The organism is Nonomuraea sp. NPDC050547 (genome assembly GCF_044457345.1).
Classification (GTDB): domain Bacteria; phylum Actinomycetota; class Actinomycetes; order Streptosporangiales; family Streptosporangiaceae; genus Nonomuraea.
Genome location: NZ_JBITGW010000020.1, coordinates 195,989 through 216,036, shown reverse-complemented (window position 1 = coordinate 216,036; position 20,048 = coordinate 195,989). Strand labels below are relative to the sequence as shown.

General features: G+C 70.5%; 19 protein-coding genes. 13 read left to right on the top strand and 6 right to left on the bottom strand.

All coding sequences use genetic code 11. The features are described 5' to 3' along the window. Positions 1-6: 6 nt before the first annotated feature. A complete protein-coding gene (locus ACIBHY_RS41905; protein ID WP_397258273.1) occupies positions 7-774 on the top strand; it encodes a crotonase/enoyl-CoA hydratase family protein in 768 nt (255 codons plus the stop codon). 99 nt (positions 775-873) lie between these two features. Next, complete coding sequence (locus tag ACIBHY_RS41900) at positions 874-1,482, top strand: rhomboid family intramembrane serine protease (RefSeq protein ID WP_397258271.1); 609 nt, start codon at positions 874-876, stop codon at positions 1,480-1,482. Here the strand turns inward: ACIBHY_RS41900 and ACIBHY_RS41895 are convergent. Next, complete coding sequence (locus ACIBHY_RS41895; RefSeq protein WP_397258269.1) at positions 1,479-2,039, bottom strand: TIGR00645 family protein; 561 nt, start codon at positions 2,037-2,039, stop codon at positions 1,479-1,481. The genes ACIBHY_RS41900 and ACIBHY_RS41895 overlap by 4 nt on opposite strands. Before the next feature lie 140 nt (positions 2,040-2,179). On the opposite strand from ACIBHY_RS41895, the gene ACIBHY_RS41890 reads away from it, so the two are divergent. After that, complete coding sequence (locus ACIBHY_RS41890; RefSeq protein ID WP_379614663.1) at positions 2,180-2,554, top strand: BlaI/MecI/CopY family transcriptional regulator; 375 nt, start codon at positions 2,180-2,182, stop codon at positions 2,552-2,554. Here ACIBHY_RS41890 and serC read toward each other — a convergent pair. After that, positions 2,533-3,648 (bottom strand): phosphoserine transaminase, encoded by a 1,116-nt coding sequence (serC, locus tag ACIBHY_RS41885; RefSeq protein ID WP_397309626.1) that lies wholly within the window; start codon positions 3,646-3,648, stop codon positions 2,533-2,535. The genes ACIBHY_RS41890 and serC overlap by 22 nt on opposite strands. Before the next feature lie 103 nt (positions 3,649-3,751). Here serC and ACIBHY_RS41880 point away from each other — a divergent pair, with 103 nt between their 5' ends. Together ACIBHY_RS41880 and ACIBHY_RS41875 are read left to right on the top strand one after the other, a co-directional pair. Beyond that, positions 3,752-3,895, top strand: a complete 144-nt coding sequence (locus tag ACIBHY_RS41880) for a hypothetical protein (protein WP_397309625.1) — start codon at positions 3,752-3,754, stop codon at positions 3,893-3,895. A gap of 88 nt (positions 3,896-3,983) precedes the next feature. Next, positions 3,984-4,283 (top strand): hypothetical protein, encoded by a 300-nt coding sequence (locus ACIBHY_RS41875; protein WP_397309624.1) that lies wholly within the window; start codon positions 3,984-3,986, stop codon positions 4,281-4,283. Positions 4,284-4,399: 116 nt separating this feature from the next. Here the strand turns inward: ACIBHY_RS41875 and ACIBHY_RS41870 are convergent, their stop codons facing one another. Beyond that, positions 4,400-5,506, bottom strand: coding sequence for a citrate synthase 2 (locus ACIBHY_RS41870; protein WP_379614659.1), 1,107 nt, complete (start codon positions 5,504-5,506; stop codon positions 4,400-4,402). 154 nt (positions 5,507-5,660) lie between these two features. Here ACIBHY_RS41870 and pdxH point away from each other — a divergent pair, with 154 nt between their 5' ends. The 7 genes from pdxH (at position 5,661) to ACIBHY_RS41835 (ending at position 14,889) form a co-directional block, all read left to right on the top strand. Further along, a complete protein-coding gene (gene pdxH, locus ACIBHY_RS41865) occupies positions 5,661-6,302 on the top strand; it encodes a pyridoxamine 5'-phosphate oxidase (protein ID WP_397309623.1) in 642 nt (213 codons plus the stop codon). A gap of 10 nt (positions 6,303-6,312) precedes the next feature. After that, a complete protein-coding gene (locus ACIBHY_RS41860) occupies positions 6,313-7,554 on the top strand; it encodes an MFS transporter (protein WP_397309622.1) in 1,242 nt (413 codons plus the stop codon). A gap of 144 nt (positions 7,555-7,698) precedes the next feature. Continuing rightward, positions 7,699-8,403 carry a metal-dependent transcriptional regulator gene (locus tag ACIBHY_RS41855; RefSeq protein ID WP_184958140.1) on the top strand — a complete coding sequence of 235 codons (705 nt, stop codon included), beginning with the start codon at positions 7,699-7,701 and terminating at the stop codon, positions 8,401-8,403. Positions 8,404-8,526: 123 nt separating this feature from the next. Next, complete coding sequence (locus ACIBHY_RS41850) at positions 8,527-10,746, top strand: SpoIIE family protein phosphatase (protein WP_397258258.1); 2,220 nt, start codon at positions 8,527-8,529, stop codon at positions 10,744-10,746. A 17-nt stretch (positions 10,747-10,763) separates the two neighbouring features. After that, positions 10,764-11,534: an alpha/beta fold hydrolase gene (locus tag ACIBHY_RS41845; protein WP_397258256.1), complete on the top strand. Its 771-nt coding sequence runs from the start codon at positions 10,764-10,766 to the stop codon at positions 11,532-11,534. Between the two features lie 93 nt (positions 11,535-11,627). Then, entirely contained in the window at positions 11,628-13,469 is a 1,842-nt protein-coding gene (locus tag ACIBHY_RS41840) for a hypothetical protein (RefSeq protein ID WP_397258254.1), read from the top strand. Further along, a complete protein-coding gene (locus ACIBHY_RS41835; RefSeq protein WP_397309621.1) occupies positions 13,456-14,889 on the top strand; it encodes a hypothetical protein in 1,434 nt (477 codons plus the stop codon). Before ACIBHY_RS41840 ends, ACIBHY_RS41835 begins: the two co-directional genes overlap by 14 nt. On the opposite strand, the gene ACIBHY_RS41830 is transcribed toward ACIBHY_RS41835, so the two are convergent. Both ACIBHY_RS41830 and ACIBHY_RS41825 read right to left on the bottom strand, forming a co-directional pair. Continuing rightward, complete coding sequence (locus tag ACIBHY_RS41830) at positions 14,855-15,016, bottom strand: hypothetical protein (protein WP_379614647.1); 162 nt, start codon at positions 15,014-15,016, stop codon at positions 14,855-14,857. The two genes, ACIBHY_RS41835 and ACIBHY_RS41830, sit on opposite strands and share 35 nt — an antisense overlap. 26 nt (positions 15,017-15,042) lie before the next feature. Further along, the gene (locus tag ACIBHY_RS41825; RefSeq protein WP_379614645.1) at positions 15,043-16,188 is read right to left on the bottom strand and encodes an acyl-CoA dehydrogenase family protein; all 1,146 of its coding nucleotides are present in this window, start codon (positions 16,186-16,188) and stop codon (positions 15,043-15,045) included. 114 nt (positions 16,189-16,302) lie between these two features. Between ACIBHY_RS41825 and ACIBHY_RS41820 the strand changes: the two genes are divergently transcribed. Beyond that, the gene (locus ACIBHY_RS41820) at positions 16,303-18,915 is read left to right on the top strand and encodes an AAA family ATPase (RefSeq protein ID WP_397309620.1); all 2,613 of its coding nucleotides are present in this window, start codon (positions 16,303-16,305) and stop codon (positions 18,913-18,915) included. Here the strand turns inward: ACIBHY_RS41820 and ACIBHY_RS41815 are convergent. After that, positions 18,905-19,879 carry a nuclear transport factor 2 family protein gene (locus ACIBHY_RS41815; protein WP_397309619.1) on the bottom strand — a complete coding sequence of 325 codons (975 nt, stop codon included), beginning with the start codon at positions 19,877-19,879 and terminating at the stop codon, positions 18,905-18,907. The genes ACIBHY_RS41820 and ACIBHY_RS41815 overlap by 11 nt on opposite strands. Positions 19,880-20,048: the final 169 nt, after the last annotated feature.

The following is a 20,048-nucleotide window of genomic DNA, read 5'->3' as shown; positions in this document are numbered from 1 at the left end:
GGTCGCGTGTCTGACTCTGAGGTTCTCGTCGAGGAATCCGGCAACGTCGCCGTCATCACGATCAACCGGCCGCGGTCCCGCAACGCCGTCAACGGCGCGGTGGCCCGCGGCATCGCCGCGGCGCTGGACGAGCTCGACGCCCGCTCCGACATCTCGGCCTACGTCCTGACCGGGGCGGGCGGCACCTTCTGCGCAGGAATGGACCTCAAGGGCTTCCTGTCCGGCGACTTCCCGGTGGTCGAGGGCCGCGGCTTCGGCGGCCTGGCCGAGGCGCCGCCGAAGAAGCCGCTGGTCGCCGCCGTCGAGGGGTACGCGCTGGCCGGCGGGTTCGAGCTGGCGCTGTCCTGCGACGTGATCGTCGCCTCCGAGGAGGCCAAGTTCGGCCTGCCCGAGCCCAAGCGCGGCTTGGTGGCCGGCGCCGGCGGCGTCATGCGGCTGCCCCGCCGCATCCCCTACCACGTGGCCATGGAGATCGCCCTGACCGGCGACCACTACCCGGCCGCCCGCCTGTACGAGCTGGGTCTGGTCAACCGGATCACCCCGGCGGGCGGCGCCCTTGAGACGGCGCTGGAACTGGCCGGGAAGATCGCCGCGAACGCCCCGCTGGCACTGGCGGCCACCAAGAAGGTGATCATCGAGTCGCAGGACTGGTCCCTGGAGGAGATGTTCACCAGGCAGGGCGCGATCGTCGGGCCGGTGTTCGGCTCGAAGGACGCGATGGAGGGCGCCGCGGCCTTCGCCGAGAAGCGCGCCCCGAGCTGGAAGGGCGAATAGAACAGAGGGCCCTCTCCGTTGAGAAGAGGGCCCTCTACGCATGTGTGGCGATTCCTGCGTACGGTAAAAGAGAAGTCAGTCGACCCCGCAGGAGCGCGCATGAACGGCCAGCCCGAAGGACGGTCCCGCTTCCGTGGCATGCTCGCCGAAGCCGCGGGCGCCGTGATCTTGCTTGTCGTGGCGGTCGCCGCCATGTGGGCCATCGAAGTCGCGGACTACGTCCTGCCGGCCAACCTCGACGACTACGGCATCGCCGGCTGGCAGCCCTCGGGCCTGGTCGGGATCCTGTTCGCGCCGTTCCTGCACGTCGGCTTCGGCCATCTGATGGCCAACTCGCTGCCGTTGCTCATCCTGGGCTTCCTGGCGGCGGTGCGCGGTCTCGGCCGGTTCGTGGCGGCCAGCCTGCTGATCATCATCATCGGCGGTCTCGGCACCTGGCTGACCACCCCGATCGGGACCGTCGCGGTGGGCGCCAGCGGCCTCATCTTCGGCTACTTCGGCTATGTGGTGGCCCGCGGGATCTTCGACCGCAGTGTTCTCGACATCGTCATCGCGGTGGGCGTGGCGATCGCCTATTACTCGATGCTGCTCGGCGTGCTGCCGAACCAGCCCGGCATTTCCTGGCAGGGCCACCTGTTCGGGCTCATCGCCGGCGTGGTGTCGGCGTGGGTGCTGCGCCGGCGCCGCAACACCCTCACCGCCTACTAGTGCACCAGGTCCCTGGTCCGCTCGGCGGGCGAGTGGGACAGCAGCCGGTCGATCCACGCCAGCCCGATCGCGGAGGCCACGAAGGCCAGGTGGATGAACGTCTGCCACATGATCTTGTTGTCGGGGATCCAGCGCGCCTGGATGAACGTCTGCAGCAGGTGCACCGACGAGATGCCGATGATCGCGGTGCCCAGCTTGACCTTGAGCACGTTGGCGTTGACGTGGGAGAGCCACTCGGGCTCGTCGGGGTGCCCGTTGAGGTTGATCCGTGAGACGAACGTCTCGTAGCCGCCGACGATGACCATGATGAGCAGGTTGGAGATCATCACGACGTCGATCAGCGCGAGCACGGAGAGCATGACGATGACCTCCATGCTCGGCGGCTCGCCCTCGGTCAGCTTGGCGAAGCTCGCCGCGACCGGCGAATGGCCGGAGTCACCGGTGGCGACCGTCTGGATCAGGTGCCACAACTCGACCAGGAACTGCCAGACGTAGACGCCCTGCGCCACGATCAGCCCCAGGTAGAGCGGCAGCTGAAGCCAGCGGCTGGCGAACATCAGGTACCCCAGGCCCAACGGCCGTCTGGGATGGGACGTCACTCCGGTCAACCCCCGTCACGTGCGTGCGTTCTCGCACAACTTTACGGAATCTCGACATCACTGGTCGCCGCGGGGGTTTTCCGGCAAGAATGTTTCCTGTGGCAACCCTGGGATCCCTGGAACGCGCGATCATGGACGTGTTGTGGGACGCCCGTAAACCGCTGCTCGTCAGGGAAGTCCTGGCCAGGTTGAACAAGGACAGGGCGCTGGCCTACACCACGGTTCAGACCGTGGCCGAGCGGTTGCTGAAGAAAGGGCTGCTGGTGCGCACGCCGTACCGTAACGCCTTCAGGTACGCGGCGGTGCACAGCAGGGACGAGCACGTCACCAGGCTGATGCTCGAAGCCCTGTCGGCCAGCACCGACAGGCTGCCGGTGCTGGCGCGCTTCGCGCAGAGCGTCGAGGACGCCGACGCGCTCGCCCTGCTGGAGGAACTGGCCAGGCGGACGGGTCAGAGGCGCTCGACCACGTAGTCGACGCAGGTCGTGAGCGCCTCGATGTCGGCCGGGTCGATGGCGGGGAACATCGCCACGCGCAGCTGGTTGCGACCGAGCTTGCGGTAGGGCTCGGTGTCGACGATGCCGTTGGCGCGCAGCGTCTTGGCGACCGCGGCGGCGTCGACGTCGTCGCTGAAGTCGATGGTGCCGACGACCTGCGAGCGGAACTCCGGCGCGGCGAACGGCGTCGCGAACGAGGACTTCTCGGCCCACGTGTAGAGGCGCTGGGACGAGTCGGCGGTGCGGGCGGTGGTCCAGGCCAGGCCGCCGTTGGCGTTCATCCACTCGATCTGGTCGGCCAGCAGGAACAGCGTGGCCACCGACGGGGTGTTGTAGGTCTGGTCCTTCGCCGAGTTGTCGACGGCGACCGGCAGGCTGAAGAACTCGGGCACGTAGCGGCCGGAGGCGGCGATCTCCTCGACGCGGGCCAGCGCGCGCGGCGACATGATCGCGATCCACAGGCCGCCGTCGGAGGCGAAGCTCTTCTGCGGGGCGAAGTAGTAGACGTCGGTCTCGGCGATGTCGACGGGCAGCCCGCCGGCGCCGGAAGTGGCGTCGACCAGCACCAGCGAGTCGTCGGAGCCGACCCGCCCGATCGGCATCGCGACGCCGGTCGAGGTCTCGTTGTGCGTCAGGGCGTAGACGTCGACGCCCTCTTCGAGCACGGCCTCCGGGTGGGTGCCGACCTCGGACTTGATGATCGTCGGGTCGCCGAGCCAGGGCGCCTTGCTGACGACGGCGCCGAACTTGGAGGAGAACTCGCCGAACGACAGGTGCTGCGACCTCCCGCGCACCAGCCCGAAGGCGGCGATGTCCCAGAACGCGGTGGTGCCGCCGTTGCCCAGCACGACCTGGTAGCCCTCGGGCAGCGAGAACAGGTCCGCGAGGCCGGAGCGCACGCGGCCGACCAGGCTCTTGACCGGCTTCTGGCGGTGGGAGGTCCCCATGACGCTCGCCCCGGCGGAGGCGAGCGCGGCCAGCTGCTCGGGACGAACCTTCGAGGGCCCGCAGCCGAAACGGCCGTCGGCGGGCTTGATGTCAGCGGGAATCACGATGTCAGCCACCTGCATAAGCGTACTGAGCCGTGACGGATGGCTTGGCCCGGGTCCGGGATTTGAGACATGATGTGGGCCTTGCGATCGATGGGGCAGCGACGTGGCCGATCCGCGGAACGTGATTGCGGGGATCATTCGACGGCCGGCGTTCTGGCGGGCCAACCCACCCGTCCCGGTGGTGCTGGTGTCCGGCGAGGACGCCTTCGAGGCGGCGACGTGGCTCGCGCGGCCGTACGAGCGTGGCGCAAGGCCGTCCGGCTGAGCGTGCCCCGGCTGCGGGTCAACGCGCTGACTCCGGCCCCGGCGCCACGCCGTACACGGCGAAGAGATGGCCGAGCCAGGCCCGTGCGGTGGGCTACTGGCTCGCGGTCGGGCTGCTGCTGGTGCTTCCCGCGGTCTGGGTCGTCTGGACGCAGCAGGAGCGCGACGCGCGCTGCGGCGGGCCGGCCTGGGTGGAACGGCGGGGCGCGGAATGCGTGGGGATCGTCAACGCCGAGGCGGCCACGCCGGAGACCATGTTCGGCGGCGAGATGGCGAGCCTGATCAAGAAGATCGACGCCAACAACGGGTACGCCGTCAGCTCGGGCAGGTATGTCAGCATCGTGTTGTTCGGCGAGTTCTCGATCAGGATGTCGGCGGACGGCGGTTAGGCGGCCACGAAGGACGCTCTGTGCAGGGGGCTGCCGGACGACGCTCCGGCGGGCGTGAAAGCGCCGTGACCTGACGTACGGCTGCCACACGCCATGGCAGCCGTACGAAGCAGGCTTCAGATGAGGCCGGCGACCTCGGAGGCTCCGGGCACGTCGCTCAGGGGGCGGGTGGCCGGGCCGGTGTAGTTCGCGCTGGGGCGGACGAGCCTGCCCGTGCGCTTCTGCTCCAGGATGTGCGCGGCCCAACCGGCCGTGCGGGCGCAGGTGAACATGGAGGTGAACATGTGCGAGGGCACCTCGGCGAAGTCGAGGACGACGGCGGCCCAGTACTCCACGTTGGTGGCCAGCACCCGGTCGGGCTTGCGGGCGTGCAGTTCTTCGAGCGCCGCCGTCTCCAGCGCCTGCGCGACCTCGTAGCGGGGCGCGTCGAGCTCCTTGGCGGTACGGCGCAGCACACGCGCACGCGGGTCCTCGGCGCGGTAGACGCGGTGACCGAAGCCCATGAGGCGGTTGCCCTTGTCCAGCTCGCTCTGGACGTACTTCTTGGCGTCGCCGAGCTGCTCGACGCCTTCGATCATGTGCAGCACGCGGGCGGGGGCGCCACCGTGCAGGGGACCGGACATGGCGCCCACGGCGCCGGAGAGAGCGGCCGCCACGTCGGCGCCCGTGGAGGCGATGACGCGGGCGGTGAACGTGGAGGCGTTCATGCCGTGCTCGGCGGCGGAGGTCCAGTAGGCGTCGATGGCCTTGACGTGCTTGGGATCAGGTTCGCCGCGCCAGCGGACCATGAACCGTTCGACGATGGTCTTGGCCTCGTCGACGCGGCTCTGCGGCACCATCGGCAGGCCGAGGCCACGCGCCGACTGCGCCACGAAGGAGAGGGCCATGACGGAGGCGCGGGCGAGGTCGTCGCGTGCCTGGTCGTCATCGATGTCGAGCAGCGCCTTGAAGCCATAGGCGGGAGCCAGCATGGCCAGGGCGCTCTGTACGTCTACGCGGATGTCACCGGAGTGAACGGGGATCGGGTACGGCTCCGCCGGGGGCAGACCCGGCTGGAACTTGTTGTCGACCAGCAGGCCCCAAACGTGCCCGAACGGGACACGGCCGACCAGCTCCTCGATGTCGACGCCCCGGTATCGAAGGGCGCCCCCCTCTTTGTCCGGTTCCGCGATCTCGGTCTCGAAAGCTACTACGCCTTCGAGGCCGGGTTTGAAGTCGGACATTCTCGGCCGCCTCCCTTTCTTGATGTCGAGATACCGGCGCGTCAATTTAACCCCCTGCCGTCCAGTGCTTCGTCTTCGGGCACGCCGAAACGCAATCACCGCTGGTGGGGGCGGTTGTGTGGGATCGCCACCAAGCGCGCAAGAATACCGTCTCGTGGATGCCACCTCGCTGTCAGGGCTGCGCCGCTCGTACGAAGGCGAGCCCCTGCTGGAAGCCAACGTCGCCGCCGACCCCATCGCCCAGTTCACCGTCTGGTTCCAGGAGGCGCTCGACGCCGGCCTGCCCGAGCCCAACGCCATGGTCGTCGCCACCGCCTCCGCCGGCGGGCGGCCCAGTGCCCGAACGGTCCTGCTCAAGGGCTACGACGAGGACGGTTTCGTCTTCTTCACCAACTACGAGTCCCGCAAGGGCCGCGACCTGGCCGAGAACCCGCGCGCGTCGCTGCTGTTCCCCTGGCACCCGATCCGCCGCCAGGTGCGCGTCGAGGGCTCCGTCGTACGGCTGTCGCACGAGCGCTCGGCCGAATACTTCAACTCCCGCCCGTACGGCTCCCGCATAGGCGCCTGGGCCTCCAGGCAGTCGGCCGTGGTCCGATCCAGGGAGGACCTGGACCGGCGTTACGAGGAACTGGCCGCCCGCTGGCCGGAGGATCCGCCGGTGCCGGACTTCTGGGGCGGCTACCTGGTGGTGCCCGGCGAGATGGAGTTCTGGCAGGGCCGGCTGGACCGGCTGCACGACCGGCTCCGGTACCGGCGCGCGCACCCCGGCTGGGAGCTGGAGAGACTTGCCCCTTAATGTGCCTTAGGTGGCAATCGGGGATTTGATCAAAAGGTACCTTGTCGATACCCGGCCACTGCAGGTCCCCGCCTACCGGCGGCTTTGGATCGGCCAGACCGTCTCCCACGTCGGTCTGGGCGTGACCGTGGTGGCCGCCAGTCAGCAGGTGTGGGTGCTCACCCACTCCTCCCTGTGGGTCGGCTTCCTCAGCCTGGCCAACCTCATCCCGCTCGTCGTCTTCGGTCTGTGGGGCGGCGCCGTCGCCGACGCCATGGACCGGCGCAAGCTGCTGCTGATCGGCTCGCTCATCGCCTGGGCGAGCACCCTGCTCATCCTCCTGCAGGCTCTGCTGGACCTGCGCAACGTCTACCTGCTCCTGGGTCTGATGGCGGTCAACGCGACGGGGTTCGCCATCACCTCGCCCACCAGGGGCGCCATCATTCCGAGGATCCTGCCACCGGAGCGCGTACCGGCGGCCAACGCCCTGCAGTCGCTCGTCTTCAGCGTGGGCGCGGTCGCCGGCCCGATGCTCGCCGGGGTGGTGATGGCCGCCTCCGGGTTCGCGGCCGCGTACGCGATCGACGCCGTGTTGTTCAGCGCCGGGCTCTACGCCGCGATCAAGTTGCCGCCGCTGCCGCCCGTCGGCGAGGTCACCCGGCCGGGCGCGCGGGCCGTCCTGGACGGGCTGCGCTACATCCTGGTCACGCCGGTGCTGCTCATGTCGTTCGTCGTGGACATCATCGCGATGGTGTTCGCGCTGCCCAGGGCGCTGTTCCCCGAGCTGGCCGCCACCCGGTTCGGCGGCTCGGAACTGGCGCTCGGCTGGCTCAACGCGGCCATGGCGCTCGGGTCGTTCGCGGGCGCGCTGTTCTCCGGCTGGGTCGGCCGGGTCAGCAGGCAGGGGCTCGCGCTCGTCCTCGTCATCGCCCTCTGGGGCCTGTCGGTCGCGGCCGCCGGGCTGGCGCAGTCGCTCTGGCTGGTGGTGGGGTTCCTGGCGCTGGGCGGGGCGGCCGACGTGGTGTCGTCGGTGTGGCGGCAGTCGATCCTGCAGCTCTACGCGCCCGACGAGATGCGCGGCAGGCTGCAGGGCGTCTTCATGGTGGTGGTCGCCGGCGGGCCGCGGCTGGGGGACGTGCGCGCCGGGGCCACCGCGACGGTGTTCGGGCTGGCCGGGGCCTGGGTGGGCGGCGGTCTCGCGTGCGCGGTGGCGGTGTTGCTGGTGGGGCTGGCCGTACCGGGATTCAGGAACTACCGCTCGCAACAGCGGTGATCGGGAAGGAACCGGGCCGCACTATTGTTCCCGTCCTTTGCCATCGTCGGTCGATCTCCCAATAGGGTTCCCTTTGACCTCTGTGCCCGCCGCGGACGGGCTCAGTCCCCGCCGGACCGGCGTAGCATCAAGATGGGAGGAGCCTTGACCGCACACGGCCTGATCGACACCACGGAGATGTATCTCCGCACGATCTACGAACTCGAAGAGGAGGGCATCGTCCCTCTTCGCGCCCGCATCGCCGAGCGGCTCCAGCAGAGCGGCCCGACAGTGAGCCAGACCGTCGCCCGTATGGAACGTGACGGCCTGGTGAAAGTCGAGGGCGATCGCCACCTCGCGATGACCGACCTCGGCCGCACGCTGGCCACGCGCGTCATGCGCAAGCACCGCCTCGCCGAGTGTCTGCTGACTCAGGTCATCGGGCTGCCGTGGGAGGAGGTGCACATCGAGGCCTGCCGCTGGGAACACGTCATGTCGGAATCGGTGGAGAGCCGCCTGGTCACGCTGCTCGACAACCCCACGGTCTGCCCGCACGGCAACCCCATCCCCGGGCTGGCCGAGCTTGGCGCGCACGAAGCGGATGAAGCAGCAGATAAGCCCCTGGAGGCCATGGCCGATCTTGCCGGACCCCGCGATATGGCGGTTGTCGTGCGGCGAATTAGCGAACAAGTGCAAAGCGATCCCGCTGTGATGCTTAAACTCAAGCAAGTTGGGATACAACCCGGACGCGAGGTGACGCTCGCGGCGAGCGACGACGGTGTGCGGGTGACAGGTGACGGAGACGCGAACGGAACTCCCGCGGAACTTCCGCGTGAGGTTGCCGCGCACGTTTTCGTCTCCAGGCGCTGACGCGCGAGCTTCTGCTTGGTTGAATCCCTCAAGGGAGAACCCTCCACTCCCCCCGGCCATGACTGTTGCAGGAGCGCCCGTGGTTCGCTTTTCGCATAAGCCTCCCCGAGGAGTGGTCTCCGGATGAAGCGATGGGGGGATCTGTCACCGGACGCGGCTGATCATTTGGCAGCCGGGTCGGTGCTGGATCACGCGGAGATGGCCGTCGTCGTGACGGACAGGTTCAGCAACCTGCTCTACTGGAACCCCTTCGCGGAGAAGCTGTTCGGCCGCCCCGGCAAGTCGTCGAGCAGGGAGACGTCCGTCCTGTCCCTCGGGATCATGGAGAAGGACCACCCGCTCGCGATCGAGCTGGCCAAGCACGTGCTCAAGGGCGGCGTGTGGGAGGGCACCTTCGACGTACGGCGCGGCGACGGCACCATCATCTACGTCCGGGCGCAGGCGGTGCCGCTGCGCCACCCGTCCGGCTCGGTGACCGGCATCGTCATCACCGCCCGCGAGGCCCTGCGCAGCAACGAGCGCGAGAAGGACCGCTTCGGCCTGCTGGAGCGCATCGGCGAACGGCTGGCCGGCTCCCTCTACGTCGAGGAGACGCTGAAGCGGGTCGCCGAGATGCTGGTCCCGCAGTTCGCCGACCACTGCTTCATCGAGCTGATGGAGGGCGAGCGCCTGGTGCGCCGCGTCTCCCAGCACGTGCAGGGCTGGACGCCGCCGCCGGGCACGTGGAAGCCGGTGGGCGCGGAGATCCGCTACCCCTCCGGCCACTACGCCGACACCGCGATGCGCCGCCAGGAGACGATCCTGGTCGAGGACTTCGCGTCCAGCAGCTTCCCGGCCCCCCACGAGGGCAGCGCCCAGCTGTGCGGCGAGGTCGGCATGACCTCGGCCATCGTCGCCCCGCTGTGCGTGCGCGGGGAGACGCTCGGCCTGATGTACCTCGGGCTGTCCAACCTCACCGACCGCCGCAGCCCCCACTACGACGCCTTCGACCGCGACTTCGTCGGGGCCATCGCCACCCGCGTCGCGCTCGCGATCGACAACGCGCTGCTGTTCGAGGAGGAGCGGCACACCGCCGAGTCCTTCCAGAAGCACCTGCTGCCGCGCGCGCTGCCGCAGCTCGACGGCCTGGAGATCGCCGTCCGCTACTACCCGGCGGCCCCGCTCGCCTCCCACGGCCAGGGCATCCAGACCCAGGTGGGCGGCGACTGGTACGACGTGATCCCGCTGTCGGCGGGCCGGGTCGGCATCGTCATCGGCGACGTCGAGGGCCGTGGCGCCAAGGCCGCGGCCATCATGGGCCAGTTGCGCGCCGCGCTGCGCGCCTTCGCCCAGGACGACAAGTCGCCCGCCGACATCCTGGCCAGGCTCGACGAGTGGACCCGCATCATCGCCACCCCCGAGCAGGACGACAACGGCACCGAGGTGAGCATCCCGCCGATCGTCACCTGCCAGTACCTCGTCTACGACGCGTGGTCGCGCCAGCTGTCCTTCGCCAACGCCGGCCACGCGCCGCCGTTGCTGCTGGTCGACGGCCAGTGCCTGGAGATGGACATCGAGGAGGTCGGCCAGCCACTCGGGGTGCGGGCCAAGAACCTGCACGCCGACCTGGTCTACAAGGAGGAGACCCGCACGCTGCCGCCCGGCGCCGCGCTGCTGCTCTACACCGACGGGCTGGTCGATCGCCGCCCCGCCCGCGACGGCCGCGTCCCCACCGACGAGGAGACGCTGGGGATCCTCTGCGAGAAGCTGGCCAAGGCCACCGGCGACGACGTCGAGCGTGTCGCCGACGCCGCCACGGTCGCGGTGCCGGGCGAGATCGACGACGACATGGCGATCCTGGTGCTGCGCTCCAGCGACATCGACCTGGACGTCGAGGAACGCACGTTCCCCGCCCAGCCGATCATGGTCGGCGAAGCCCGGCGGATGGCCGCCGAGGCCTTCACCGGCTGGAACGTGCCCGAAGAGCGCGCTGAGCTGGCCTGCCTGCTGGTCTCGGAAGTCGTCACGAACGTGGTGCTGCACGCGGCCACGGCGAGCGTGCCGCGCCGGGAACTGGTGGTCGAGGGGCCGCCGCTGCCGTTCGAGGAGTCCTGGGACGTACCGTTCGAGGACGAGATCATGGGCGACAAGGAGTTCACGCTCCGGCTGCGCAGGGGCGAGGAGTCGGTCTGGGTCGAGGTGTTCGACCAGGACCTGCGCCTGCCGCGCATCCGCAGCGCGGGCGAGAACGACGAGGGCGGGCGCGGCCTCTACCTGGTCGACCAGCTCGCCAAGCGGTGGGGTTCGCGCCCGACCAGGGAAGGCAAAGCGGTCTGGTTCGAGATTCCCACGCGCAGCCGCTGAGTGGTTGACTCGTCGGTATGGAGCTGGCCTTCGAACGCCGTGGCACGGGCGCGCCGCTGATCCTCATCCACGGCATCGGGCACCACTGGCAGGCCTGGTTGCCGGTGCTCGACCGGCTCGCCGCCGCTCGCGACGTGATCGCGGTCGATCTGCCCGGCTTCGGGGTCTCGCCGGGGTTGCCGGACGGCACGCCGTACACCGCGGAATCACTCGCGGACGCCGTGGAGTCCTTCTGCGCGCTGATGGGGGTGCGCGAGCCGCACGTCGCGGGCAACTCGCTCGGGGGCTACATCGCGCTGGAGCTGGCTTCCCGCGGAGTCGTCCGTACGGCTGCCGCCCTCTCGCCGGCCGGCTTCTGGTCGCGCTCGGAGCTGGTGTGGTGCCAGACGGCGCTGCGCGGGCTGCGTTCGACGGCCCGGTCGCTGCCGTATGAGCAGGCGGCCAGGGCGGCGGAGAACCCGCTCGGCCGGGCGATGTCGGCGGGCCTGCTGGTCGCCCACCCGTCGCGACTGACGCCGACCGCGTTGATGGCGGCCACACAGGCGCTGGCCGGGGCGGCCGGGTTCGACGAGACGCTGGAGTCGTTCACCAACCTCATGCCGCCCGCCCCGCCCAAGTCGCCGATCACGATCGCGTGGGGCGAGCACGACCGGCTGCTCCCGCGCAGGCAGGCGGTGCGCGCGGCCAAGTGGTCGGGGCAGCGGGTGAAGCTGCTCAAGGGCTGCGGGCACCTGCCGATGAGCGACGATCCCGGCCTGGTGGCCCGTGTCATCCTCGAGTCCTGCTGAATCGAGCGCGCTTTCCTGACTGGGCTCGTAAACTGTGAGTGATCACTCGGGGACGCACGCCTGACGAGCCGGCAGGACGTGATGGCGCACTTCGTGGACGATTCCTGGCGACACCTGGTCATGGACGACTGCCTGCTGCGCGAAGGCGGGCAGGAGCTGCCGATCGTGGTGCTGCTCGGCCCGCCGGGCACGGGCAAGGGCGCGCTGGCCTCGGACGTCCGCGACAGCGTGGCGGTGGAGCCCGCGTCACCGGGTGTCCGGGTGAGCCTGCGTGATCAGGACGACGAGCTTCTGCCGGTGTCGCGGATCGTCGCGCGCGTGGCCCACGGGCTGATGCGGAGCTCCCGTGTGAAGCTGCCCAGGGTCGTGTTCACCCTGCACGTGCTGGCGTTGCGGCCGGGTGAGCGCCCGGACCACGAGGTGGAGGGGGAGCTCGACCGGCTGGTCGACGGCACGGCGCCCAATCCGCCGGAGTTCCTGGACCCGCTGCGCGAGCTGCTCGGGCTGGTCCCGCGGGTCGGGCCGTTTCTGGCTGTGGGCGTGTCGTTGCTCCGGCTGACGCTGGTACGCGAGCGGATCGCGGTCAGGCAGCTCAACCGCAAGGGCAGGACGTGGCTGACCGCGCAGCTTCCCGAGGGCAACCTGGTGACCCTGGCCAGACAGCATCAGCGCGGGGGCGCCGACCTGACGGGTGCGCCCGCGATGGTCCTGTGCCAGGCGCTCCTCGCCGACCTGCGTGAGGAGTACGCCAAGCCGGGGCGGCATCCGCGCAACTGCCTGCTGGTGCTGGAGGGCGCCGAGACCGTGGGCGGCCGGGCCTTCCTCAAGGCGCTCAGGTCGGCCAAGGGCGACGACCCTCTGGTGGTCGTGGCGACCGCGCGATCCTGGGTGCCGGTGGGCGGGACGTGGGCGCGGCCCGGCCTGGGCGCGGCCGGCAGGCCGCAACCGCCCACGCTGCCCGAGGCCGGCCACTCCGGCTGGCTCGCCCACCGGGCCGAAGGCGAGGACCGGTGGTGGTATCCGGTGCTGATGCCGCCGCTGCCCACAGTGGAGAGCGGGCGGCGCTACGCCGACGCGATCGACCGGCTCACCGGCGGGCACCGGCAGACCGCCCTGGAACTGCTCGACTGGGCCGGATCGGCGCCCGACGACGACGCGTTCCGCTCGATCCTCCACCAGAAGGAGGCGCTGCGCTGGCCGGGGTGGCTGCACCTGCCTGACCGCGAGCAGTTGTCCGGCTGGGCGGCGGCGCGGCACGTGGAGGACGCCGAGAACGCGCTCAGCGCCCGGCCGAACCTGCGCGACCGGCTGGCCGACGCCCTCTGGCTGACGCACGACGGCGAGCTGGGCACGGTCATCCACCCCTGGTTGAGGCGGTTGCTGCTGCACAGGCTCAGCCAGGAGCAGTGGGATCGGACGCACGAGCTGCTGGAGTCCTTCTGCCGCGACCGGGAGGCCGAAGGCCGCGACGGGCAGACCAAGGGCCGCGACGGGCAGGCCGAAGGTCGCGGCAGGGAGGCCGACGGCTTCTACCACGCCCTGGCCCGCGTACGGCCCGGCGACGCCGGCGGGCATCTGGCCCGCGTGACCGCCTGGCTGGACGGCCGGTTCGACGAGCTCGACGCGCGGGGCGCGCTGCCGGAGTGGATCGCCCAGTTCAACCTGGTGACCACGGCTCCGAGCCGGCTGCCGCTTGAGCGGGATCTGGAGGACCTGTACGACGCGCTGGTGACCGGCTCGGCGAAGGGGCCCGACGACTGGAGGGCGAGGATCAGGACGCTGGTCGTGGACCGCTGGTTCTGGAACGACCCTCTCCTCGACCCGTCCGGACGGCGGCGCGCGGACATCGCGTACGGCCTGATGGAGCTGCGCGATCGCTCGAAGGCGAGCAAGTCCGTGCTGAAGCGGGAGGCGGACCGGTATGTCACGTCCTGATCGATCGCGGGTCCTGAAGTCCTTCACCCGTGCGCGGCGCCGGCGGCGGATCGTGCTGGCGGCCTCGATCGCGGCGCTGGCGCTGGTGGCGGGCGTGGTGGTGAGCATCGTGGTGCGGACCGCGCCGCTGACCGACGATCCCGGCGCCTTCGGCGAGGACCTGACCGAGGTGATGGAGCGCATCCGGCTGGAGAACGCCGAGGTCGAGAAGAAGCATCCTGACGCGCACGTCACGATCGTCGCGCTGCTGCCCATGTCGGGGGAGGTGCCGGAGATCTCGATGTCGCGCCAGACGATCCGGCACGGGTTGCAGGGCATCCATCTGGCCCAGCTCTGGCGTAACCGGCTGGAGCAGTCGCCCCCGTACGTCAAGGTGCTGGTGGGGAGCAACGGGCCGGACGACTGGGAGGCGACCTTCGCCGACCTCGAACGGCGGGCGGCGGGCGAGCGCGTCGTGGCCGTGACCGGGCTGGGCGCGAGCACGGAGAGCACGCGCAAGTCGGTCGCCGACCTGAGCGAGCGGTACTACGGAATGTCCGCGGCGGTGATCACCTCCGACGAGTTCGGGCCGTTCAAGGGCCTGGCCAGGGTCGCGCCGCTCAACGGCGACCAGGCCAAGGCGGTGCTACGGCTGGCCAGGCACACCAACCCGGTTCTGAAGGCGATCGTGGTCAAGGACAGGAACCGGGGTGACAGCTACACCAAGACGCTCGGCGACCACTTCACCCGGGAACTGGAGGACAAGGAGCTGGAGGAGACGCTCACGTTCGACGCGGGGGCCGGCTCGCCGGGAACGGTGCTGGGGCTCAACGCGGAGCGCGTCTGCACCTCGGAGGCCAACACGGTCCTGTACGCGGGCCGCGCGGACCACCTGCCGGCGCTGATGGCCGGGCTGAGCAGGCACGCGAGGTGCGCCGACCGCGGCATCACGGTGATCAGCGGCGACGACGTGGCGGAGCTGACCGGGCCGGTCAAGCAGCCGATGTGGGGCGATCAGGCGATCCGGCTCTTCTACACCGCGCTGGCGCACTCCCAGGGGGTCACGCAGCCGGGCGGGCCGGTCATCGACGACATGAAGAAGCGCTTCGGTGACGAGAGCCCGACCGCCTACCGCGCCCTGTACCCCAAGGAGTCGCTGGACGACGGCATGGCCATCGTGCACCACGACGCCATGTACCTGGCGATCAGGGCGGTGGAGAAGTTCGCCGGGGAGCTGCCGACCGCGCGGGACATCGCCAGCGTGCTGACCAGCGGCACGCTGACACTGGCCGGCGCCAGCGGGCCGTTCACGATCGGCGACGGCGGCGACCCGGTGGGCAAGAACATCCCCGTGCTGCAGCTCGGGCCGGACGGGAGCGCGACGTTCTACCGCTGGGCCGACCCGGCTAGCGCATCGTCTGTCCCCAGACCAGGAGCATGACGATGATGAAGACCAGCATGACGCCGACGTAGCCGACGGGGCCCAGCCGTAAGGACCGCCGGACACGGTTGAGACCCCAGGCGAACAGCAACGCCAGGAAAACCAGGAGGATCAGGCCGCCGTCCATAGGGCCAGTATGGCCAACTTTTCCGCTTAAAAGCCGAAAGAGCGGCCGATGATCTCCTTCATGATTTCGGTGGTTCCGCCGTAGATCGTCTGCACGCGGCTGTCCAGCCACGCCTTGGCCACCGGGTACTCCATCATGTAGCCGTAACCGCCGTGCAACTGCAGGCAGCGGTCGATGACCTTGTTCTGCAGCTCGGTCGTCCACCACTTGGCCTTGGCCGCGTCGACGACCGAGAGCTCCTTCTTGTTGAGCGCCAGGACGCACTTGTCCACGTAGTGGCGGGCGATCTCGACCTCGGTGGCCAGCTCGGCCAGCACGAACCGGGTGTTCTGGAACTTGCCGATGTTGCGGCCGAACGCCTGGCGGTTCTTGCAGTACTCGATCGTCATCTCCAGTACGGCTTCCGCCGCCCCCACCGCCACCACCGCGATCGACAGGCGCTCCTGCGGCAGGTTGTTCATCAGCTGGAAGAAGCCCTCGCCCTCGTTCGGGCCGAGCCGGTTGGACACCGGCACCCGGACGTTGTCGAAGAACAGCTCGGCGGTGTCCTGCGCCTTGAGCCCGACCTTCTCCAGGTTGCGGCCCCGGCTGAAGCCGTCCATGCCGCGTTCGACGACGAGCAGCGTGGTGCCGCGCGCGCCCTCGTCGGGGTCGGTCTTGGCGACGATCACGACCAGGTCGGAGTTGATGCCGTTGGTGATGAACGTCTTCTGGCCGTTGACGACGTAGTGGTCGCCGTCGCGGATCGCGGTCGTGCGGATGCCCTGAAGGTCGCTGCCCGCGCCCGGCTCGGTCATGGCGATCGCGGTGATCAGCTCGCCGCTGACGAAGCCGGGCAGCCAGCGCTGCTTCTGCTCCTCGTCGGTCAGCTCGACCAGGTAGGGCGCCACGACGTCGTTGTGCAGGCCCCAGCCGAGGCCGGACGCGCCGGTCCTGATGATCTCCTCGGTGATGATCGCGTTGTAGCGGAAGTCGGTGATGCCGGCGCCGCCGTACTCCTCGGGGACGGCGAAGCCGAACATGCCGATCTCGCCGGCCTTCTTCCAGACCTCACGGGGGACGATGCCGTCCTTCTCCCACTGGTCGTGGTGGGGGAGGACCTCGCGGGTCATGAACTCGCGGACGGTCTCCTGGAAGAGCAGGTGCTCGTCGTCGAAGAGGTCTCGCTGCATCTGTTCGCCTCCAACTGTGATGGATGGGCAACAGAATACGATTCTGTTACTCGGAGGTATACCCGCTTTCCCCACCGTACGGGGCGGCAATGGGCCCCCGGTAGATTCATCCCCATGTTGCATGGCCGGGGGGACGAGCAGACGGCCGTCGAGCGGCTGCTGGACTCGGCCCGCGACGGCGACAGCGGGGTCCTGGTGATCCGCGGCGAGCCCGGCGCCGGCAAGTCCGCGCTCCTTCGGCACGCCGCCGAGAGGGCCGGGGACCTGCGGACCCTGCGCGGGGCCGGTGTGGAGTCCGAGGCCGAGCTGCCGTTCGCCGCGCTCCACCTGCTGCTGCGCGGCGAGCTCGGCCGTCTGGACGCGCTGCCGCAGGCCCAGGCCGAGGCCCTGCGGGGCGCGCTGGGGCTGGGCGCGCTCGCTCCCGAGAACCGCTTCCTCATCGGGCTGGCCGTGCTCAGCCTGCTCGCCGAGATCGCCGGGGACGGCTCGCTGCTCTGCGTCGTCGACGACGCGCAGTGGGTCGACCAGGCCTCGCTCGACGCGCTCGTCTTCGCCGCCCGGCGGCTCGACGCCGAGGGCATCGCGCTGATCTTCGCCACCCGGGACGCCGCCGAGCCCGCCGGGCTGCCCGAACTCGTGCTGCGCGGCGTCGACCGCGCCGCCGCCACGGCGCTCCTGCCCGCCGACCTCGCGCCCGCCGTGCGCGAGCGCATCCTCGACGAGGCCGACGGCAACCCGCTGGCCCTGCTCGAACTGCCCGCCGTCCTCACCCCCGAGCAGCGGGCCGGCCGGCTGGCCCCCTACACCAAGATCCCGGTCGCCAGCCGGGTGCGGCAGGCGTTCCTGGGGCAGATCACCGCGCTGCCGGAGGCCGCCCAGCTCATGCTGGCCGTGCTCGCCGCCGACGACACCGGCTCGCTGGGCGTGGTGTTGCGCGCCGGTGAGGAGTTCGGGGCGGGGATCGGGGACCTGGAGAGCGCGCGGCGGGCCCGGCTCGTCGAGGTAGCCGGGCAGGAGGTGAGCTTCCGTCATCCGCTGATCCGGCCCACGGCCTATCAGAATGTGCCTCTGACGACGGCGCTGGCCGTACACCGGGCTCTCGCGGGTGCGCTCGACGGGCGCGAGCACGCCGACCGGCGGGCGTGGCACCTCGCGGCCGCGACGGCCGCGCCAGACGAGGACGTGGCCGCCGAGCTGGTGCGGGTCGCCGAGCGCGCGCAGACGCGCGCGGGCTATGCCGCCGTGGCCGCCGCCTACGAGCGCGCCGCCGAGCTCACTCCCGACCCCGACCTCCGTTCGGTACGGCTGGCCGCCGCGGCCGTGGCCGCCAGCGACGGCGGCCGGTTCGAGCACGCCGACCGGCTGGCCGACCGGGCCGGCGGCATCGGCGACCCGCTCGCGCTCGCCCACCTGCTCCAGGTACGCGCGCACGTGCAGGTGCAGCAGGGGGCCTATGCCGAGGCGGCCCGGGTGATCGTCGCGGGGGCCGGGCGGATCGCGCCGCTCGATCCCGAACGGGCCGCTTACCTGTATCTGGAGGCGATCCGCTGCGCGTGGTTCGGCACTGCGGCCGAGCCGGCGCTCCGGGCGGCGGAGCTGATGCCGCCGGTGGACGTGCCGCTGGTGGGCGGGGCGCTCGGGGTGGCGGCGATGATGGGCGGGCAGGTGCCGAAGGCGGTGGCGTTCATGGAACGTCTGCTTGTCGATCCCGATATTTCCGAACTGGGGATTCCGGGGCGGCTCTTCCTCGCGCAGGTGGCGCTGGCGGCCGGACGGCCCGCGCTGGCCGACGAGGTCGCCGCGCGGGCCGTCGCCGACTGCCGGGCGCGGGGGATGGACGGCTGGCTGATCGTCGGGCTGAACGCGCGGATGCAGGCCCTGGCCTGCCTCGGGCGCTACCGGGACATGATCGAGGCGCAGGAGGACGGCACGCTGCTGGTCGGCGACCCCGCGCTGCTGGACGGGCCGCTCGCGTTCGCCCACGCGGAGCTCGGAGACGAGGAACGCGGGCGGAGCGGGAGCGGAGCCGTGGGGGCGTGGGCTCTGGGGCGGCTGGAGCTGGCGCTCGGCCGGCCGGAGGCGGCGCTGAAGGCGATGGAGCCGGTGGCTGGCGCGGCTTATGCGCCGTTCTCCCTCTTCATGTTGCCGGACCGGGTCGAGGCGGCGCTGCGAGTCCGGGACACGGCGGCGGCCGAGACGCTCGCGGGGCGGTACGCGGAGTGGGCGCAGGCCGTGGGGCTGCCGTCCGCGCTGGCCGTCGCCGCCCGGTGCGCCGCGCTGGTCGCCGACGACGAGGAGCGGTTCGCGCTGGCCGTACAGCTGCATGAGGGTGGTGAGCAGCCGCAGGAGGAGGCGCGCACGCGGCTGCTCTACGGCGAGTGGCTGCGGCGGGCGCGCCGGCGGGCCGAGGCGCGCACGCAGCTGCGGGGGGCTTTGGCGGCCTTCGACCGGCTGGAGATGAGCCTGTGGGCCGAGCGGGCGCGCGCCGAACTGCGGCTCACGGGCGACGTCCCCGCGGCGCCGCGCCGCGCCGACGATCCGCTGAGCGTCCTGACCGCCCAAGAGCGCCAGGTGGTACGGCTGGCCGCCACCGGCGCCTCGAACCGGGACATCGCCGCCCAGCTGTACCTGAGCCCCCGAACGGTCGGATACCACCTGTACAAGGCGTATCCGAAGCTGGGGATCGCCGCCAGGTCGGAGCTGGCGGCGCTGGTGGCTAAGGCCTGAGCAGGCCGTAGAGGGCGTTGATCTTGGCCTGGTCGGCGATGAGCGGGAGCTGGTCGAAGCTGAGCTGCCAATCCGTCGTGACGCCCCACCGGTCGTCGAGCCGCTCGATGATGCCGAAGCTCATCTTCTGGCCGTGCTTGGGAGTGACCGTGCCGTACCACTCCACGTATGTGGAGTTACCCGCTCTGACCGCCTGGCCGGGCTTCAGCTGGAGTTCGCCGATCTGGGCGAAGAAGGCGTTCAGGTAGGTCAGCTTGCCCTGGGCCGTCCTGAGCGCGCGGTCGTCCAGGCCCGTGCCCTTGAGCGGCGCGCCGGTGAGCGGGGCGAGGAGGGCGGCGGCGTCCTTGCGGTTCCACGCCTGGCCGCGGGCCACGAGCGCGTCCGGGCTGATGGCAGGCCTGCGGCCCGTGTCAGCCGGGCCGGAGTCGGTCACGCCGGCGAACAGGTTGCGGACGGCGGGGTCGAGCTTCGTGAACCATGTGTACCGGTCGTAATAGCGGCGGCCCTGGACCACCTTGCCGTCGTCGGCCATCAGGACGCGGTAGACGGCCGGGTAGGAGATCGCGTGGCCCTTGATCGTGACCTCGTTGGCCGCCTCGAACATCACCGCGGCGCCGTCCACGCCGATCCGCGTGCCGTGAAAGCGGAAGTCGGGGGCGAGGGTGAGCGACCCGGTGATCGCCCTTTCGATCTCCGCCAGCCCCTTGGTCGGGGGCAGTTCGGCGGCTGCCGGCTCCCAGAGGGTGGCGTCCTTATCCCAGATGTCCAGATAAAGCGGGACTCGCGTGAGGGCGTCGGGCGCCTCCTTGCCGAACGCGACCTGCCGCTTGATGAAGCTGCAGGCGTTGGGGGAGACCCAGCCGATCGCGCTGTCGCACTCGCTGGGGGCGGTCCGGGCTTGGGCCGGGGCGCTCACCAGTCCCACCGCCAGCATCGCCCCGGCCAGCATCGCCGTCTTCTTCATCGCCGTCTCCTTCTCCTCCGCCCGGCCCAAGCGGCCCTGGCGAGACCGAAATTACGGAGATCGGTGAACACGGGAATCTGTCATCGTGACGGTAGTGACACGGCTTCATCACAAGTCACGGCCACTGCCACATATGGCCGCTTTCGCGGGCGTTCCAGCCCTAAGATCT